Below are 17,320 nucleotides of genomic sequence, written 5' to 3'. Positions count from 1 at the left end.
CATGGAATCAGTCATCTAGCCGGAAATCATCATGCAGTGGGAAATCGTCATCGGTCTGGAAGTGCATGCTCAACTTTCGACGCAATCTAAAATCTTTTCGGGCGCATCCACCGCTTATGGCGCGCCGCCGAATACCCAGGCGTGCGTCATCGATTTGGCATTGCCCGGTGTTTTGCCGGTACTCAACAAGGGCGCGGTTGAGCGGGCAATCAGATTTGGCTTGTCAGTGGGTGCCAAAATCAATTCGCCATCCATTTTCGCGCGCAAAAATTATTTTTATCCTGATTTACCGAAAGGTTATCAAATCAGTCAATACGAATTACCGGTGGTGCAAGGTGGCAGCATTCAGATTCAGATGGATGGCGCAGACAAAAACATTCGCCTGACTCGCGCGCATCTGGAGGAGGATGCCGGAAAGTCGCTGCATGAGGACTTTCATGGCATGAGCGGGATTGATCTGAATCGGGCCGGCACACCGTTGCTGGAAATTGTTTCTGAGCCGGATATGCGCAGCAGTGCGGAAGCCGTAGCCTACGCGAAAACACTTCATGCTCTGGTGCGTTGGATCGGCATTTGCGATGGAAATATGCAGGAAGGTTCTTTCCGTTGCGATGCCAATGTTTCGGTACGTCCACGCGGTACGGAAAAACTTGGCACGCGTTGTGAAATCAAGAATCTGAATTCATTTCGTTTTCTTGAGAAAGCGATCGATTATGAAGCCAGAAGGCAAATTGAAATCCTGGAAGACGGCGGCGCCATTCGGCAGGAAACCCGTCTGTACGATGCCAGCAAAGATGAAACGCGAACCATGCGCACCAAGGAAGATGCCAACGATTACCGGTATTTTCCCGATCCAGATTTATTGCCGCTCGAAATTCCTGCAAGCTGGATTGATCAGGTGCGATCAGCCTTACCGGAATTGCCACAAGTGCGACGGGATCGTTATATGTCCGAGTTTGCGCTATCTGCTTATGATGCCTCCGTCTTAACCAGTTCGCGTGAAACCGCGGATTATTTCGAGTCAACTATCAGGCAATTGCCTGCGCAGGAAAAATTGTGTGCCAACTGGATCATGGGCGAGATCAGCGGACAATTGAACAAAGAAGGGCTTGAAATCAGCGCATGCCCAATTACCCCTTCCCAACTTGCTACGCTGCTGAAGCGCATCAGTGATGGCACCATTTCCGGTAAGGCTGCTAAGACGGTATTTGAAAGCATGTGGAATGGTGAGCTGGAGAAGAATGTCGATGCCATTATTGCCGCTAAGGGGCTGAAACAGATTTCCGACGATAGCGCCATTGAGAAACTGGTCGATCAAGTGCTGGCTGCTAATGCGCAGCAAGTCACAGACTATCGCAACGGCAAAGAAAAAGCCTTCAACTCACTGGTCGGTCAGATCATGAAAGCAACGCATGGGAAAGCCAATCCGGCACAGGTGAATGTTATTCTGAAAAAGAAACTGGAGGGATAGCGGTTGATATTTGAATATCAATTTAAGCCTGGTCACCAGGCTCAGATCCAATAAGGCACTATAAGCTACCAATGTTTTTTTACTTTATTCCAGCGATAAAGTGCAGCTGCGAATAAATTATAGCCTAAGCTGCATACCTGCCTGACAATCGGCATTCCAAACACGCTCGCCTTCCAGCGCTCATGCGCAGATGTTCGCCAGATTGCCAGAAAGGCATCGAAACCGATATGAAGATTGCCTGATTCATCAATAACATGCAGGCGCTCACGAACAAACTCAATATCCGAGCTGACTTCGGAAACAAGCGCGCGATGCGTGTGAATGTCATTCCATTGCATTTCACAACAACTTTCTTTGCCCATCTGAGCTTCAATTCCAGCTTTGCATACCGGACAGGCTGAGTTGTAATACACTTTTATTTTTGGTTGACTTGTCATAGTGATTTTTCACGATAAATAGCGAGAAGAATGGGAATCTTCCTTTGTGCACATCATTAAACCTCCGATGGTGGTGTGCTGTTAAAAATGACGGCAGGCCTTTAACGGATTACCGAATATATAGAAATCTTCTATAACCGGCAGCGTAACAGAAAAGATTGGGCTATCTATCGCCAGCACAATTTTCGCAGCGATATTATTCAAATCTACACGGCACTTAAACCAATGCTTCATTTTTGACAGCACAACTCAAATCTGCTATTGCTGATATTCATACTTATATTGGTTGCTATAACACTCAGTGTATTCATGCAACCATATGATGATATAACACCGGTAGAATTTTAAAAACGAGCGAATGAAGTATCCGGTTCTGTTTGACCCAACAAGCATGCATTAATTTTTGGCAATCAAAGGTTATAAAACCGGTGTGACCTTGATTACCATAAATTCGAACCAGGAGAATGTTATCAATATGAAAGAGTTCGGATTTTCAGCCCGTACACGAAATATACTTCGTGACGCCCATGATACGGAATTACTATGCTCCGAGTTGTTCAGCATTGAGCAATTAAAGCGTCATGGGATCATGTTGGCCGGACGATACAAGATCAATCCCAACCCTGGACCCGACCGGTTATTACCACGATTAGCGGACAATGAGCGGGTTATTTCTGCGGCGTATGACATTGTAACTGTGGCAATTGCACCGGGACAACGAATCATTTCCGCAGAGGCTTGGTTGCTGGATAATTTTTATCTGATCGAGCAGCAGATCAATCAAGCGCGTCGACATTTACCACGCGGGTACAGCCGTCAGTTGCCGCGGTTGGCGAATAGCTCGTCAGCTGGTTTCCCGCGCATCTATGACCTAGCATTGCAACTCATCTCCCACATGGATGGCCGTATCGATAAGGAAAACGCTACTCAGTTTGTCGCTGCCTACCAGACTGTTGAACCGCTCAAGCTAGGTGAGTTATGGGCATTTCCGATCATGTTGCAATTGGCGCTATTAGAAAATATTCGCCGGGTTGCGCTACGTATTGCCCGTCGACGCGAAGAGCTCAATGCAGCTATCAGTTGGGCGGATCGTATGCTCGCGACCGCAGAAAAGGAGCCAAAACAACTGATTCAGTTGCTGGCTGAGTTTGCAAATGCCGACGTGCCTCTGACCGCACCGTTTGTGGAGGAGTTTTATGCTCGACTCCAGGCTCAAGGGCCAGCAATGGCATTTGTTCAAACCTGGGTCGAGCAAAAATTGTTAGAACAAGGGATAACGGCAACTCAATTGTCAGAAGTGGCTGGTCGAACGGCAGCAGCCAATCAGATTTCCATTGCCAACAGTATTGGTAGTCTGCGTTTTATTGGTACCATGAATTGGAGAAATTATGTCGAATCGCTCAGCGTTGTCGAGGAAACATTACGTGAAGATCCTGCGGGGATGCATATTTTCCAGGATTTCGCCACTCGCGACCGCTATCGGCATGTCATTGAGGATGTGGCGAGAAGCAGTTCGCGCAGTGAATTGGCGGTGGCACGTGAAGTCATTGCATTGGCGCAGGATGCTGCAGAGCAAGGGGGTATCCAGAACCGTGCAGCGCATGTTGGATATTATCTGATTGATCGCGGTCGGCCAGTATTGGAACGCAAAGTCGATTTCCAATTGCCGTGGAAGTTACGCATCAGTCGTGCGAGCCAGCCTCTTAACTTGCTTCTGTATCTTGGTCCGATCTTGTTGCTGACCATTTTGGCAGCATCGGTCGCACTTTTTGCATTCGACGATCTTGGGCCACGAGACTGGCGCTATTGGTTTTTTGCGCTTACTGGCACCATTGGCGCTTCGGCACTGGCAGTTCCACTAGTAAATTTGTTCGTGATGCTTGTTTTGCCCCCACGCCCGTTGCCACGGTTGGATTTTTCCAACGGTATCCCCGCGGTTCACCGCACTATGGTGGTCGTTCCCACCTTGCTGAGCACACCGCAGGACGTTGATGATCTGCTCGAGGCACTGGAGATCCGCTACCTCGGTAATCGTGATTCCAATCTGTTCTTTGCTCTGCTGACGGATTTCCGTGATGCTGCGCAACGCACGCAGCCGGAGGATGACGCGTTACTGGCTTATGCCCGTACTGCCGTACAGGCACTCAATGCCACTTACCAAGATGACCGCCCGTGCATTTTCTATTTATTTCATCGACCACGGGTATGGAATCCACACGAACAAGTGTGGATGGGGTATGAACGCAAGCGCGGCAAATTGGAACAATTCAATGCGTTGCTGCGCGGCGGCGAAAGAAGCACATTCTCGGATATTGTCGGAGAGACCTCCATTCTCGCATCAATCCAGTATGTCATCACTTTGGATACCGATACGCAGCTTCCCCGCGATGCAGCACGTTCCTTGATCGGCAGCATGGCCCATCCGCTCAATCGCCCGGTATACGATGCTGACCAAGGGCGTATCGTCGAAGGCTACGCGATCCTGCAGCCGCGTGTTTCGATTAGCCTGACCAGCGCAAACCAGTCGTATTTTACAAAATTATTCGCGGGCGAGTCGGGCATTGATCCTTATTCGCGTGAAATATCCGATGTCTACCAGGATATTTTTGGCGAAGGATCATTCATCGGTAAAGGTATTTACGATGTAGATGCCTTTCGGCAGGCCATTGATGGACGTTTTCCCGAGAATCTTATTCTCAGTCATGATTTGCTGGAAAGCGGCTATGCGCGTTGCGCACTGGTGACTGATGTCGATCTCATTGAAGAGCATCCGGCCAGTTATGCCATAGAGGCTAGTCGGCGACACCGTTGGATACGAGGCGATTGGCAGCTTGCAGGTTGGTTGCTTCCGCATGTTCCCGGACCTTCTGCTCCTAATAAATCGAAAGCAGAACGGCAACCAAACCCGCTTACCGCATTGTTAGTATGGAAAATATTTGACAATCTTCGACGCAGCCTCGTATCGCCATCGCTACTGGCATTATTGGCAGGAGGATGGCTGTTCGGTCCTGGTCCCGCATGGTTTTGGACCCTGTTGATCGCTGGCGTGGTGCTCTTGCCTGTCTTGCTGGGAAGCGTCATCGAATTGATCCGTAAACCGCAGGAGCGTGACTGGCTGGTACACTTGAGCTTGACCAGCAAGTTAGCCGGCCGCCCCATCGCACTTGCTTTGCTGACGTTGATTTTATTACCCTATGATACGTTGATCAGCTTAAGTGCGATTGTGCGCTCGGGTCTGCGTATGTTATTTACGCGACGTAGCCTGATGCTGTGGCATTTACCTTCCTATACGCGCCGCAATGCATGCCACACACTGGCTGATTTTGTGAAAGAAATGTGGATTTCACCTGTTTCGGCAGTCGTATTAGGATTGTTATTGTGGAGCAATCAAGCAACAGAAATGTTCTTCTATGCGCCCATCTTGTTAGCCTGGTTGTTGTCACCTGTCGTGGGCTGGTGGATCAGCAAACCGCTGATATCTCCGGTACCTCAGCTGACGCTGGATCAGCGCGTGTTCCTGCGTACAGCGGCTCGACGTACGTGGCGCTATTTCGCTCAGTTTGTCGGTCCACAGGAAAATTGGTTGCCCCCCGACAATTTTCAGGAATATCCAGCTCAAGTCATTGCCACACGGACATCGCCCACGAATATCGGCATGGCATTGTTAGCCGATCTGGCCGCGTATGATTTTGGTTACATTTCCGCGGGGGAATTTTTACGTCGCATTCAGAACACATTGGAAACAATGGAAAAGTTGGAACGTTATCTGGGCCATTTTTATAACTGGTATGACACGCGAACACTGAAACCATTACATCCTCGATATATTTCTTCAGTGGATAGTGGAAATCTAGCCGGCAGTCTGCTCACTTTATTAGCAGGATTGGCTGAGTTGAAAGATCAACCGATCCTGTCAGCTAATACAGTCCAAGGGTTGCAAGATACTTTGCGAGTGCTTGCCGAGCACGTACCCGCCTTACCCGCTTCGGATCTGGCACAGAAAATCAAAGTTCTTGAAGAAAAGCTGAACAGGCTTGCATTGAACGAATCTGTACAAAATCTGACGATCATCGATAACTTACTGAACGAGATGCAGCGTATTGGCGAGGAAATGATGGCTTGTCTGCCCACAGATATCGATATCGACGGCGAATTGTATTGCTGGGCACAGGCATTTATTAAGCAAATCAGAGACTTTCAAGAGGATCTAAGATACCTGGTACTCGAACTACAACACTTCAAGAATATTCCGACGCTAGCTGAATTGGCAAAAGGCACCACGGGCACGGAGACGATTATGCCAGCTAGAGCGTCTAAAGGTGCGCTGGAGCGAATTAAAATGATCAATGCCTTGGCGGATCGCTGTCGCCAACTTGCGATAATGGATTTTGAATTTCTCTATGATGCAGCGCGTGATTTGCTGGCTATCGGTTACGACGTGAGTGAACGGCGGCGCGATCAATCCTGCTATGATCTGCTGGCATCCGAAGCGCGCCTGGCCAGTTTTCTACTCATCGCTCAGGGGCAGATCCCGCAAAAACATTGGTTTGCGCTTGGCCGACTACTGACTAGTCACGGTGGAGAAATCAGCCTGATCTCCTGGAGTGGTTCGATGTTCGAATACCTCATGCCGTGCTTGATCATGCCGAATTACGAAAACACCTTATTGGAACAAACTTGCAAAGCCGCGGTGTTGCGCCAGATCGAATACGGTCGGCAACGTGAGGTACCTTGGGGCATTTCTGAATCCTGCTATAACGCTACAGATATACAACAAATCTATCAATATCGGGCATTTGGTGTACCGGGACTCGGTTTCAAACGAGGATTGGGAGATGATCTGGTCATCGCACCTTATGCCAGTGCGCTGGCATTGATGGTGATGCCGCACGAAGCATGCCGCAATTTGCAGACACTGGCCGCCAATGGTTTGCTCGGTGCTTATGGGTTCTATGAGGCAGTCGATTACACGCCATCGCGTGTGCCGCGCGGCAAGTCCAGCGCTATTGTACGTACCTTCATGGCACATCACCAAGGCATGAGTTTGTTGGCCTTTGAGCAGCTATTGCTTAACCATCCGATGCAGCGCCGTTTTATGTCGGACCCGCTGATTCAAACGACAAAATTGTTGCTGCAGGAGCGTATACCGAAGAAAGGGGCAACATTGCACCCGCATGCAGCGGAAGTAAATGCCGCTGCGCGCCCAGCGACCGCAGAATCGGACACAATTATGCGTGTATTCACCGATTCGAACACACCGATACCGGAAGTCCATTTGTTATCCAATGGCCAGTATCATGTTATGGCGACAAATGCCGGTGGCGGCTACAGTCGATGGCGTGATCTGGCTGTCACCCGCTGGCGCGAAGATGCCACCTCTGATGGCTGGGGCACCTTCATTTACTTGCATGATCGTGATTCGGGGCATTACTGGTCCACCGCCTATCAGCCGACTCTGCGCAAAGCCGATCATTATGAGGCGATTTTCGTGCAAGCTCGGGCGGAATACCGTCGCCGCGATCAGTCGATTGAAACGCACACTGAGATCAGCGTTTCACCTGAAGACAATGTCGAGATTCGCCGTGTCACGCTTACTAACCAGTCACTTCGTATCCGCCATATCGAAGTAACGAGTTATGCTGAAGTGGTGTTGGCACCGCTGAATTCTGACTTGGCTCATCGAGCTTTCAGCAATCTGTTTGTACAAACGGAAATTGTCCGCGACCGGCAGGCGATCCTCTGCACACGACGGCGTCGCACACCGGAAGAACAGATACCATGGATGTTCCATCTAATGGCGGCTCCAGGTGCGATAATTGATGAACCATCTTTTGAAACCGACCGTGCCCGGTTTATCGGACGGGGACGAACACCGGCCAATCCGGTGGTGTTGGATGCCGCTGATCACGTGCCAGCGTTGTCGAACACGGACGGCTCGGTGCTCGATCCGATCGTGGCAATCCGCCGCACCATTACTTTATTGCCAGACGAATCGGCCACGGTGCACATTATTTCCGGTGTCGCAAGTACGCGTGAAGCGGCCTTGGGATTGTTGGAGAATTATTGTGATCGGCACTTCGTGGAACGCGCTTTTGAAATGGCATGGTTTCAGAGCCAGGAAGTGCTGCGTCATCTTAATATCACCGAAGCCGATGCTCAGATTTACGGTCGCCTTGCCAGCTCCGTTATTTACAGCAATGCTTTGCGACGTACGGCTCCCAGTATCATTGCGCGCAATCAACTAGGCCAATCCGGGCTTTGGCGTTTTGCCATCTCGGGTGATTTACCAATTGTACTGATACGAATCGGAAATCTGAATCGAATAGATCTGGTGAAGCAAGCGCTACAAGCGCATGCCTATTGGCGAATGAAGGGGTTGAGTGCTGATCTGGTGATTATGAACGAGGATTTCTCAGGCTATCGGGCAGTTTTGCACGATCAGATCATTGGATTGATTAATGCAGGGGCTGACGCGCAAATAATCGACAAGCCAGGGGGTGTCTTTGTGCGACGGACTGAAGAACTTTCCGAAGATGAGAGAGTCTTGCTTCAAACAGTCGCTCGCATCGTGTTTAGCGATACAGCTGAAACATTGATCGAGCCATTGGAACGCCGCATATCATCTGAACGGATTTCTGATCGCCTGGAACCCCGGTTGCTGCCGATTTTTGAAGAAATCAGCCCATTGGCAGCGCGCGAACGGATTTTCTACAACGGTTTGGGAGGATTTACGCCCGACGGGCGCGAGTATGTCATTACTCTGGAACCAGGTAAAAGTACGCCTGCGCCGTGGGTCAATGTAATCGCCAGTCCGTATATCGGTACGGTTGTCAGCGAGTGCGGCAGTGCGTATACCTGGGTGGAAAATGCGCACGAATTCCGATTGACCACTTGGCACAATGATCCCCTGAGCGATAGCAGTGGCGAGATGTTCTACATCCGTGATGATGACACAGGAATTTTCTGGTCACCAACGCCATTGCCAGCCAGCGGTCAATCCGGATATGTATGTCGTCATGGGTTTGGATACAGCGTGTTCGAACATTACCAGACCGATATCTCTTCTGAACTGTATACCTATGTTGCCATGGACGCACCAGTGAAATTCGCGATAATCAAACTGCACAACCATTCCAACCGCACAAGGCGATTGTCGTTGACCGGCTATTGGGAGTTGGTACTCGGTGAATGGCGTCACGCCAATCTGATGCACATTGTGACTGAGACGGATCCGCACAGTGGGGCACTGTTTGCTCGAAATGCTTATGGCCGCGAATACGCCAAGCGAGTCGTCTTTGCGAAAGTGAGCGAAAGAGAACGTTCAGTAACTGGGAATCGCACCGAGTTCATTGGTCGCAATGGCTCGCTGACCAGTCCAGCGTCGATGCGCCGCAAGCGTTTGTCGGGAAAGACCGGAGCAGGCTTCGATCCGTGCGCAGCGATCCAGACCCAAATCGAGCTGGCTGAAGGGCAAGAACGCGAAATCGTGTTTATATTCGGCGCAGCTCACAATACCGACGAAGCGCAGCACTTTATTCAGCAATATGGCGGACTATCGGGTGCTCGGCAGGCATTGGAGGCGGTATGGGGATATTGGAATCATGCACTAGGCGCGGTGCATGTGGAAACACCAGATCCTGCTTTGGATGTTTTGACCAATGGCTGGCTTATCTATCAAACATTGTCTTGCAGACTCTGGGGTCGTAGCGGATATTACCAATCTGGGGGTGCCTACGGTTTTCGTGATCAATTACAGGATACCATGGCATTGATCCATGCGACGCCATGGCTCGCCCGTGAGCAATTAATCCGTTGTGCCGAGCGACAATTTCTTCAAGGTGACGTGCAGCACTGGTGGCATCCACCCAACGGACAAGGCGTGCGTACTCATTTCTCCGATGATTATCTATGGTTACCGTATGCAACTTGCCGCTATGTATTGGCGACTGGTGATACCGGCGTGCTTGATGAGTCGGTCTACTTCCTGGAAGGCCGCGAGTTATATCCAGAAGAAGAAGCCTACTACGACCAGCCACAACGTTCTGCAGAATCTGCAAGCCTCTATGAACATTGCGTGCGTGCCATCAAATATGGTTTACGATTCGGCGAGCATCAATTACCATTGATGGGGTGTGGTGATTGGAATGATGGCATGAATCTTGTCGGGCGTGATGGCAAGGGCGAGAGCGTTTGGCTGGCATGGTTCTTATACTCCAATCTTCAGTTGTTTGCTGATTTGGCGCGAGGCCGGGGCGATGAAGCTTTTGCCGATAGTTGCACCGAACACGCGAAACAATTACAAGAACATATCGAGGCCAATGCATGGGATGGTGACTGGTATCGACGAGCTTATTTTGACGATGGTACGCCTTTGGGTTCGTCCAGTAACGATGAGTGTCAGATTGATTCGATCAGTCAAAGCTGGGCAGTTATTTCCGGGGGCGGAGATCCTGTGCGTGCACGCCAAGCCATGGTTGCGGTAGACAACCGCCTGATACGGCGCGATACGCAGTTAATTCAATTGTTTGATCCACCCTTCGACAAATCGGAACTTGAGCCCGGATATATCAAGGGTTATGTACCTGGAATCCGTGAAAATGGCGGCCAATATACCCATGCTGCGATTTGGTCTGCGATGGCATTTGCCATGCTAGGTGACCGGGAACGTACCTGGGAATTGTTTTCCATGCTCAATCCTGTCAATCACGGTCGAACACTTGCCGAGATTGAACGGTACAAAGTCGAGCCGTACGTCATGTGTGCGGATATATACGGCGTAGCACCCCACGTAGGGCGAGGCGGCTGGACTTGGTATACCGGTGCGGCAGGATGGATGTACCGATTGTCCGTGGAAACACTACTGGGCCTGCAATTGGAAGTAAATCATCTGCGCATAACACCGTGCACTCCGGTTCATTGGCAGTCGTATATCATACACTACCGTTTTCACGAGACTTTCTATCACATCACTGTCAGATGCAACGATGAAAGACCAAGCCCGGAGATTCATGTAACGGTCGACGGTATCTTGGTGAATAGTCTAGATAAGGATGAAACAGGTCGGCCACAATGCGTGATTTCCCTTGTAAATGATCACCAGGAACATCACCTTGAGGTGAACATAAGATAAGAGGCGCTGAACAATTGTCTGTGCAATACTGCGTCAGGCGGTGCTCGAAAATTCGCCTATCACCCTAGGATAGGTCTCATTTGCCTTTGCTCCGCCTGCCTTGCATCTCATCTTGCTCGCCAAATTATTCAGCGTTTTTTTTAGTCTCCGATTGGATTTTGCTGTGCAGTTGTCAGACCTTCTTTCCAATGCGCAGGAAGGTTCTGCACCCAGCCATTATAAACATTCGGCACAGCCAGAACTCCTTGGCCGCCGAATCCTGGTAAACCGCTGACCATATCATCCTTGGCAGTACTATGCGTATCCACCAATGAAATATAGCCGGCAATAGCCGCATCGGATATCTCGCCATCACCATTCGGATCGATATCAACTACTGTGAGTCTGTTACCAAACTTGGTAGTGACATAGGCATAGTATCCCCCGCCTTCCTTAGCGCCAAAATTTGCACCGTGGCAGCCCGGATCGCAAGGCAGCGATTTGACGATTTTGTCAGTGGCCGTATCAATGATAACGATTTGTCCGCCCATTGAAGCTATAACTACAGCTTTACCATCCGGCGATACCGGCGATTGGATCGGTAGAATACCGATTGCCTCTACACCATTATCATCCTTATCTACTATGCTGCCAGTCAAAGGATCGTAGTCTTTGATGAGCTCGATCGTCTTCAACAGCGTGCCAGTACTACCATCCAATACACTCAGCGTATGATGCAGCAAGTTTGCAGCATAAATTTTGCTGGAATCCGGCATCATGCCAATGGCAATCGGATGAGCGCCTGGTGCATTATTTCCGGTTGGTGTACGGGCTTCTATACCGCCATTGGTCCCATAAATGCCGATGTCGTGGGTATTGATATTAGGCGTCACAATTTTGGAGCCATCGGCGCTGATCCAGTGACCGTGCGGATTTGCAGAAATATGACCATGCGCTTGTGTTGGCATCATCTTTTCAACCTTTGTCTTTCCTGCGGGGATCATATATATGCCATTCTCGCCATTGATCGCAATCGTAATATTATCGTTAGTCGGTAATGTCATCACGTGGGAAGGTGAATATCCCACTGTAATATTTTTGAGCAATTTGCCGCTTTCACGATCAATCATCGAAAGTTTGTTATCAAACCATTGGGTTTGATAAATCACCGACTGATCCCGGTTTGACCACATGTTATGCGGATTATTGTTGTTGATCTGCGGCAGCGCAACTTTGCGTTTAACAGTCCAATTGGCCGTATCAACCACAGTGGTAGTGCCAGGCTTATACTTACCGGCAGTTTTTTCAAATTGCGTATTAACCCATACTTCACCAACGCCACGCTTCTGCGGTACCGTTCCCGCAGAAAGCGCTTCGTTTACGTTAAGCAGAGCTGATAAATTCACAACCCCTCCCGAAGTAATCAGCGGTAAGTTAGGATATTTTACATTCCACTGGCCGGATGAATAATCTTGCCAATTGTCAGGTGCTGTGGCGATGAAGAATGTTTTCAGCAGCCGTACCGCCAGATCGCTGCTGGTAGGCAGGTTTTTAATGCCTGTGACCAAATCAATAGTGTGATTGCTTTGCGGATTGCCTAAATCCAGTCCATCATTAGTGCTTGGATCGTCTACGATTACTGCAGCAAACATGAAAGGATGCACTTTACAGGTAAATACATACAACCCGGGTGTATGCAAGGTGACGAACCCGCCGCCGCGATAAGCGCTGGTTTGATCGAAAGGCATATGCTGCGCGCCGGTTGGCCACAACAGCGAACTGATGGTATGCACGCCATTGGTATCGGACATGATAAAGTTGACGCTACTGCCCGGATAAATCACTTCCAGGGATCTGGTTTTAATGTCCGCACCTTGAAGCGGAGAGCCTGCGGCGCTCGGTTTGCTCAGTTCGACAATGGCATCGCCGCGCGCACTTCTGAACCAGCTGGCCGGCTCATCGCTGACTTCAAAAGTGACTACGCCAGGTTCATTCGGTTTTGTACCCAGTAATATGTTGCCGTATGGCGATGCGCCGACAACGCTGGCACCATCTCCACCAACAGGATCCACGATGAAGCTGCCATGCATGCCTGCTTCCATGTGCGCAATCAGGTGACAGTGATATTGCCAGTTTCCTGGACCAACACCGGTTCCGGCTTTGACGGTAAAGGAGTGAGTATCGATTCCTTCTTCGAGCAATTTGGTATCAATCACTTCGCTGGTGCCTGTTTTTAGCCACCGATGCGCATGTAAGTGAAAGGTATGCCCGGGTCCGATCGATAAGATGTGGAAACGTACGATATCATTCTCAACGGCACCAGGATTGGGATTGGCCCAAAGTGGCTTTTGTTGTGCACCACTCGGAATAATTTCGGTTCCCCAGAAGGTTGAGCCTACCATAAATAGCACGAAGTGCTTATCGATATCATTTGCTTTGACAGGAATTGTGCTGCCGTCTCCATCGACATAACTGTCTATCGGCCCGTGTGCTTTATCGACAATGATGGCACCAAACAAACCCAGCAATTCCTTGCCATTGCTATCGCCATGATAAACGAAGCTGCCTGCTTTGTTAGCCTTGATCCTGTAACTTTCAGTTTTTCCAGGATTAATTTTTCTCGATCCTGATTGGGCAAGGCCAGGTACCTTAAATCCGACTTTGATGCTGGTGTTATTTGTCAATGACACATGAACTGTATCACCTTCCTTTACGAACAGAGCCGGTCCAGGTATGACGGCCTGGTTGCCTGCCATTGCGTATCCGACTTGTCCGTTAGGCAATGTTTCAGCTGTCAATGTAACGTTATGCGTTGTTGCAGCTAGAGCAAACGGTGAAATTAAGAGCGTGATTACAGCAAAAACAATTATAGTTACTGATTCTCTCAGGCTAAGCATATCTTTAATCCTCATTTTCTATCCTTATATTTAGTTGCCTAACACTTTGCTTACTGGACTAGAAATTTTCCTTCCATGCCCAGAAGCCTGTTGGAAAAATTATTGTCTTGATAACGCGTGCTATTTTTTGCAGTAACACTGAAAACATGTTTTTCCAGCGGGCCGATTGCAACTTGATTGATACGATTAGCGGTTCCGGGGTCGACCCATTGATAGCCTTTCAACTCAAAGGTATGAATATCAGTGCCTAAAGCGATTAAATGAAATCTGACGTTGGAATTTTTTGTCGCGACCAATGTTGGATTGACGCCATGATTTGATTGAATCTTGCTAACGCCATTGATCTCCATGCCCCAGAAAGCATCATCGCCTAAATAAAGCACATATTCCTTGTCATAGCTGGGAACGCCGACCGGATTGACGATGATTGCTCCAAAAAGCCCCTTATGTTCCGCGCCGTTGTGGGTTTCAAAATTATGGTCGTGATAGGGCCAGGTACCCGCAGTTCCAGGCGCAACATTCCATTGGTATTCATAGATGACATAGGTTTCTTCAAGCCCGGCGCCTGCACCCTCATCAAAGTTTTTATTAATTACCTTAAGGGTTCCATCGCTGAGAATATCGTAATGAACGCCGTGCACATGAATGCTGACCTGCTTGCTGATTCCGGGGACAGGAATATCGTTGCCGGAAATGGCATTCTCGATGGAGATCTTAACTTTGTCTCCTTCGGTTAACTCAATGGTGGGGCCGGGGATGGTGGCCTCTGAGCTATAACGCGATGTAATATCCAGTCCATCAATTCTATGGCTTAACATTTTGTAAGCCAGCAACTTGTTACCGAAGCCATCATCCTGAGTTTCTTCCGCGGTCAATTGAATAATATGCTCGGCGGCGAAACTCTCAGAGATCGGAGCCAAAGCTGATAATGACAAAGTAAGCGCGAGCGCCACGGCAGCTCGTTTTATCAATGATTTTTGCGGCACGCCCGGGGTGGCATCAGAGTTTTCTATGAGCCTCGTATCGCACTTGGCCCGATCGGACTTAAATAACATTTTAAAGGTCTCCTTAATGTAAAAAGCGTATATCCAGTGAAGTTGCGGCGGTAATGTATTCCGGCAAATTAATGCCGGTTTTTGTTTGTAATTCATGGTTCACTCGGAATTTAAGATTTAGCAGGCTGATTGCAAAAAGGAAAACGCAATCTTAGCTGGGGGAGGATTGTATCAAATCCATTTTCTTCTAAATAGAAGGCATTTGTCCTTAAAAATTGGACTAAATTTGGCTATCTTTTGGGCTAAATGTCCCGACTCGCTGGGATTCTGTAAAATAATTATATAAAGGGGCTTTGAGGCATAGTTCAATTTGTTTTTTGACGCCAGTTTTTCTATAAATAACAGATAATTGGTTCCGTACGGTCTTTTCTGTCACAAATAGTTGTGCGCTTATCTCTTTAGCAGACAAACCCTTACACGCGAGATGGGCAATGTGACGTTCGCTATCGCTTAATCTGGGCTGCTGGGATGTTGAAGTATCAGCCTGTGGTTCGATTTCTGTGGCTGAATCAGAATCAGAACCAAACTGCGATTGCCATAGCAGTTTGGTGATATTGCGATCAAACCAGACATGACCCGTATGAATTGCAATGATCGCTTTTAGTAAAAGATCTGTTGAGCCGTTTTTGCTGATCACGCCCACCGCACCGGACCGGAATGTTTGTAGATGAGTTTGTTCACTATTGTGATTAGAAAAAGCCAGTATTTTGCTGCGCGGGGAAGTCCGCAGCAATTGGATAATATGCTTCACATAATCATTGTTATTGCCGCTCAGGAGTAAATCCATCAGGATGATGTCCGGCTTATGTTGTTCGGTCAAATTAAACAGATCATCGAGTTGGCTGGTTTCTGCAACCAGGCGAATATTGGTGTGATTATCAAATAATGAGCGCAATCCCAAACGTACAAGCTCAAAGCTTTCAGCGACCAGAATGCGTATATCTGAATGAGATTGCTCAATCATGCTTTTTATTGTTTATAAACTGCAACAGGCTCAGTTGAATGAGCAGTATTTTCGGCCTGAATAATTTTTGAGCATAGCGCGATTACATATTGAATGAATACATAATAGCTATCTTTATTATTGTAAAATTGTAACAGATACGCCTAAGGTTAAATAGATGGCATTTGTCCCAAAGCGTGCGGTAATATTTTGTGATCTACTGACAGAATAGGTTGATCCTGCGGAATTCTTGAAGTACTTATAAGGTACGGGTTCTGGGCCATAAATCAATGCCTCTTCTCATTAACACAGATGGGACCAGCGGCAATGATCAACGATCAATACAATCAGAGATGTTAACCATATTGGCTATTGCAATTCCTTCATTTCAATAATGACAGCGGGTAAGCGCGATTCATATTAAAATCACTGTCTTTTCTTTCGTTAAATTCTGAATCAAAATCATGCATCCAATGTTGACTATTGCAGTGAAAGCTGCACGCCGCGCCGGTAATATTATTAATAAGGCTTCCCAGAATCTGGATTTGCTTACTGTATCAAAAAAATCACACAGCGATTATGTCAGTGAAGTGGACGGCGCAGCTGAAGAGGCCATTATCAAGGTCTTGCTCGCAGCTTATCCCGATCATGCGATTCTGGCGGAAGAAAGCGGGCGCCAGGGTGATCATAAGCATTCGGACTATCAATGGATTATCGACCCGCTGGACGGCACGACCAATTTTCTGCATGGTTTCCCAAAGTATTCGGTTTCCATCGGATTGAGGCATAAAGGTGCTCTGACGCATGCAGTGGTTTACGATCCTAATAACAATGAATTGTTTACCGCGAGCCGAGGGGGAGGGGCTTTTTTAAATGATCGCCGGATTCGTGTCAGCAAACGCACCAAGCTTGAAGAGTGTTTGATCGGCACCGGCTTGCCATTCCGCGACCTGACACACATTGACGCTTACTTTGCCATGCTGAGAGATATCGTGCCACGCATCACGGGAATTCGGCGGCCGGGTTCCGCCGCGCTGGATCTGGCTTATGTCGCGGCGGGGCGTTATGATGGTTTCTGGGAGATGGGGCTGGCGCCATGGGATATGGCCGCCGGTTGCCTGCTCATTACTGAAGCAGGTGGATTGGTGGGCGATCTGGAAGGCAATGGGACGCACTTGGAGAGTGGGCAAATTATTGCCGGAAATCCCAAGGTTTTCGCGCAATTGCTTCAGGTGATTGCGCCTCATCTCACACCTGAGCTGATCGAAGTGCAACGCTCGGCCAAGTCAATTTAGCTTTAGGTCTATGATGGATCTGCATGCGGTTCTATGCGGTTCTATGCGGTTCTAGTTTGATCGCCGGATGCCCAGTCATTCTTTGTGTCAGGCGTTATTGATTGTCTAGCCGC

At 48.7% G+C, this 17,320-nt stretch carries 7 protein-coding genes; 3 read left to right on the top strand and 4 right to left on the bottom strand.

Annotation, left to right across the window (positions count from 1 at the left end):
- Nucleotides 1-31: 31 nt before the first annotated feature.
- Complete coding sequence (gene gatB, locus C4S39_RS08685; RefSeq protein ID WP_103966628.1) at nucleotides 32-1,471, top strand: Asp-tRNA(Asn)/Glu-tRNA(Gln) amidotransferase subunit GatB; 1,440 nt, start codon at nucleotides 32-34, stop codon at nucleotides 1,469-1,471.
- 65 nt (nucleotides 1,472-1,536) lie between these two features.
- Here gatB and C4S39_RS08680 read toward each other — a convergent pair whose 3' ends face one another.
- Nucleotides 1,537-1,908 (bottom strand): thiol-disulfide oxidoreductase DCC family protein, encoded by a 372-nt coding sequence (locus tag C4S39_RS08680; protein WP_103966627.1) that lies wholly within the window; start codon nucleotides 1,906-1,908, stop codon nucleotides 1,537-1,539.
- A gap of 475 nt (nucleotides 1,909-2,383) precedes the next feature.
- On the opposite strand from C4S39_RS08680, the gene C4S39_RS08675 reads away from it, so the two are divergent.
- Nucleotides 2,384-11,038 (top strand): GH36-type glycosyl hydrolase domain-containing protein, encoded by an 8,655-nt coding sequence (locus C4S39_RS08675; RefSeq protein ID WP_219817935.1) that lies wholly within the window; start codon nucleotides 2,384-2,386, stop codon nucleotides 11,036-11,038.
- A gap of 140 nt (nucleotides 11,039-11,178) precedes the next feature.
- On the opposite strand, the gene C4S39_RS08670 is transcribed toward C4S39_RS08675, so the two are convergent.
- The 3 genes from C4S39_RS08670 to C4S39_RS08660 all read right to left on the bottom strand — a co-directional run bounded on the left by C4S39_RS08670 (nucleotide 11,179) and on the right by C4S39_RS08660 (nucleotide 15,933).
- Nucleotides 11,179-13,914 carry a multicopper oxidase domain-containing protein gene (locus tag C4S39_RS08670; RefSeq protein WP_103966665.1) on the bottom strand — a complete coding sequence of 912 codons (2,736 nt, stop codon included), beginning with the start codon at nucleotides 13,912-13,914 and terminating at the stop codon, nucleotides 11,179-11,181.
- 50 nt (nucleotides 13,915-13,964) lie between these two features.
- Nucleotides 13,965-14,969 carry a multicopper oxidase domain-containing protein gene (locus tag C4S39_RS08665; protein WP_103966626.1) on the bottom strand — a complete coding sequence of 335 codons (1,005 nt, stop codon included), beginning with the start codon at nucleotides 14,967-14,969 and terminating at the stop codon, nucleotides 13,965-13,967.
- 220 nt (nucleotides 14,970-15,189) lie between these two features.
- Nucleotides 15,190-15,933, bottom strand: coding sequence for a response regulator (locus tag C4S39_RS08660; protein ID WP_103966625.1), 744 nt, complete (start codon nucleotides 15,931-15,933; stop codon nucleotides 15,190-15,192).
- Between the two features lie 443 nt (nucleotides 15,934-16,376).
- Here C4S39_RS08660 and C4S39_RS08655 point away from each other — a divergent pair, with 443 nt between their 5' ends.
- On the top strand, nucleotides 16,377-17,207 hold the full coding sequence (locus C4S39_RS08655; RefSeq protein WP_103966624.1) for an inositol monophosphatase family protein: 831 nt from the start codon (nucleotides 16,377-16,379) through the stop codon (nucleotides 17,205-17,207).
- Nucleotides 17,208-17,320 lie beyond the last annotated feature (113 nt).

This window comes from Nitrosomonas ureae (genome assembly GCF_900108305.1).
Classification (GTDB): Bacteria; Pseudomonadota; Gammaproteobacteria; order Burkholderiales; family Nitrosomonadaceae; genus Nitrosomonas; species Nitrosomonas ureae_B.
This window is presented reverse-complemented; position numbering and strand designations above follow the sequence as displayed.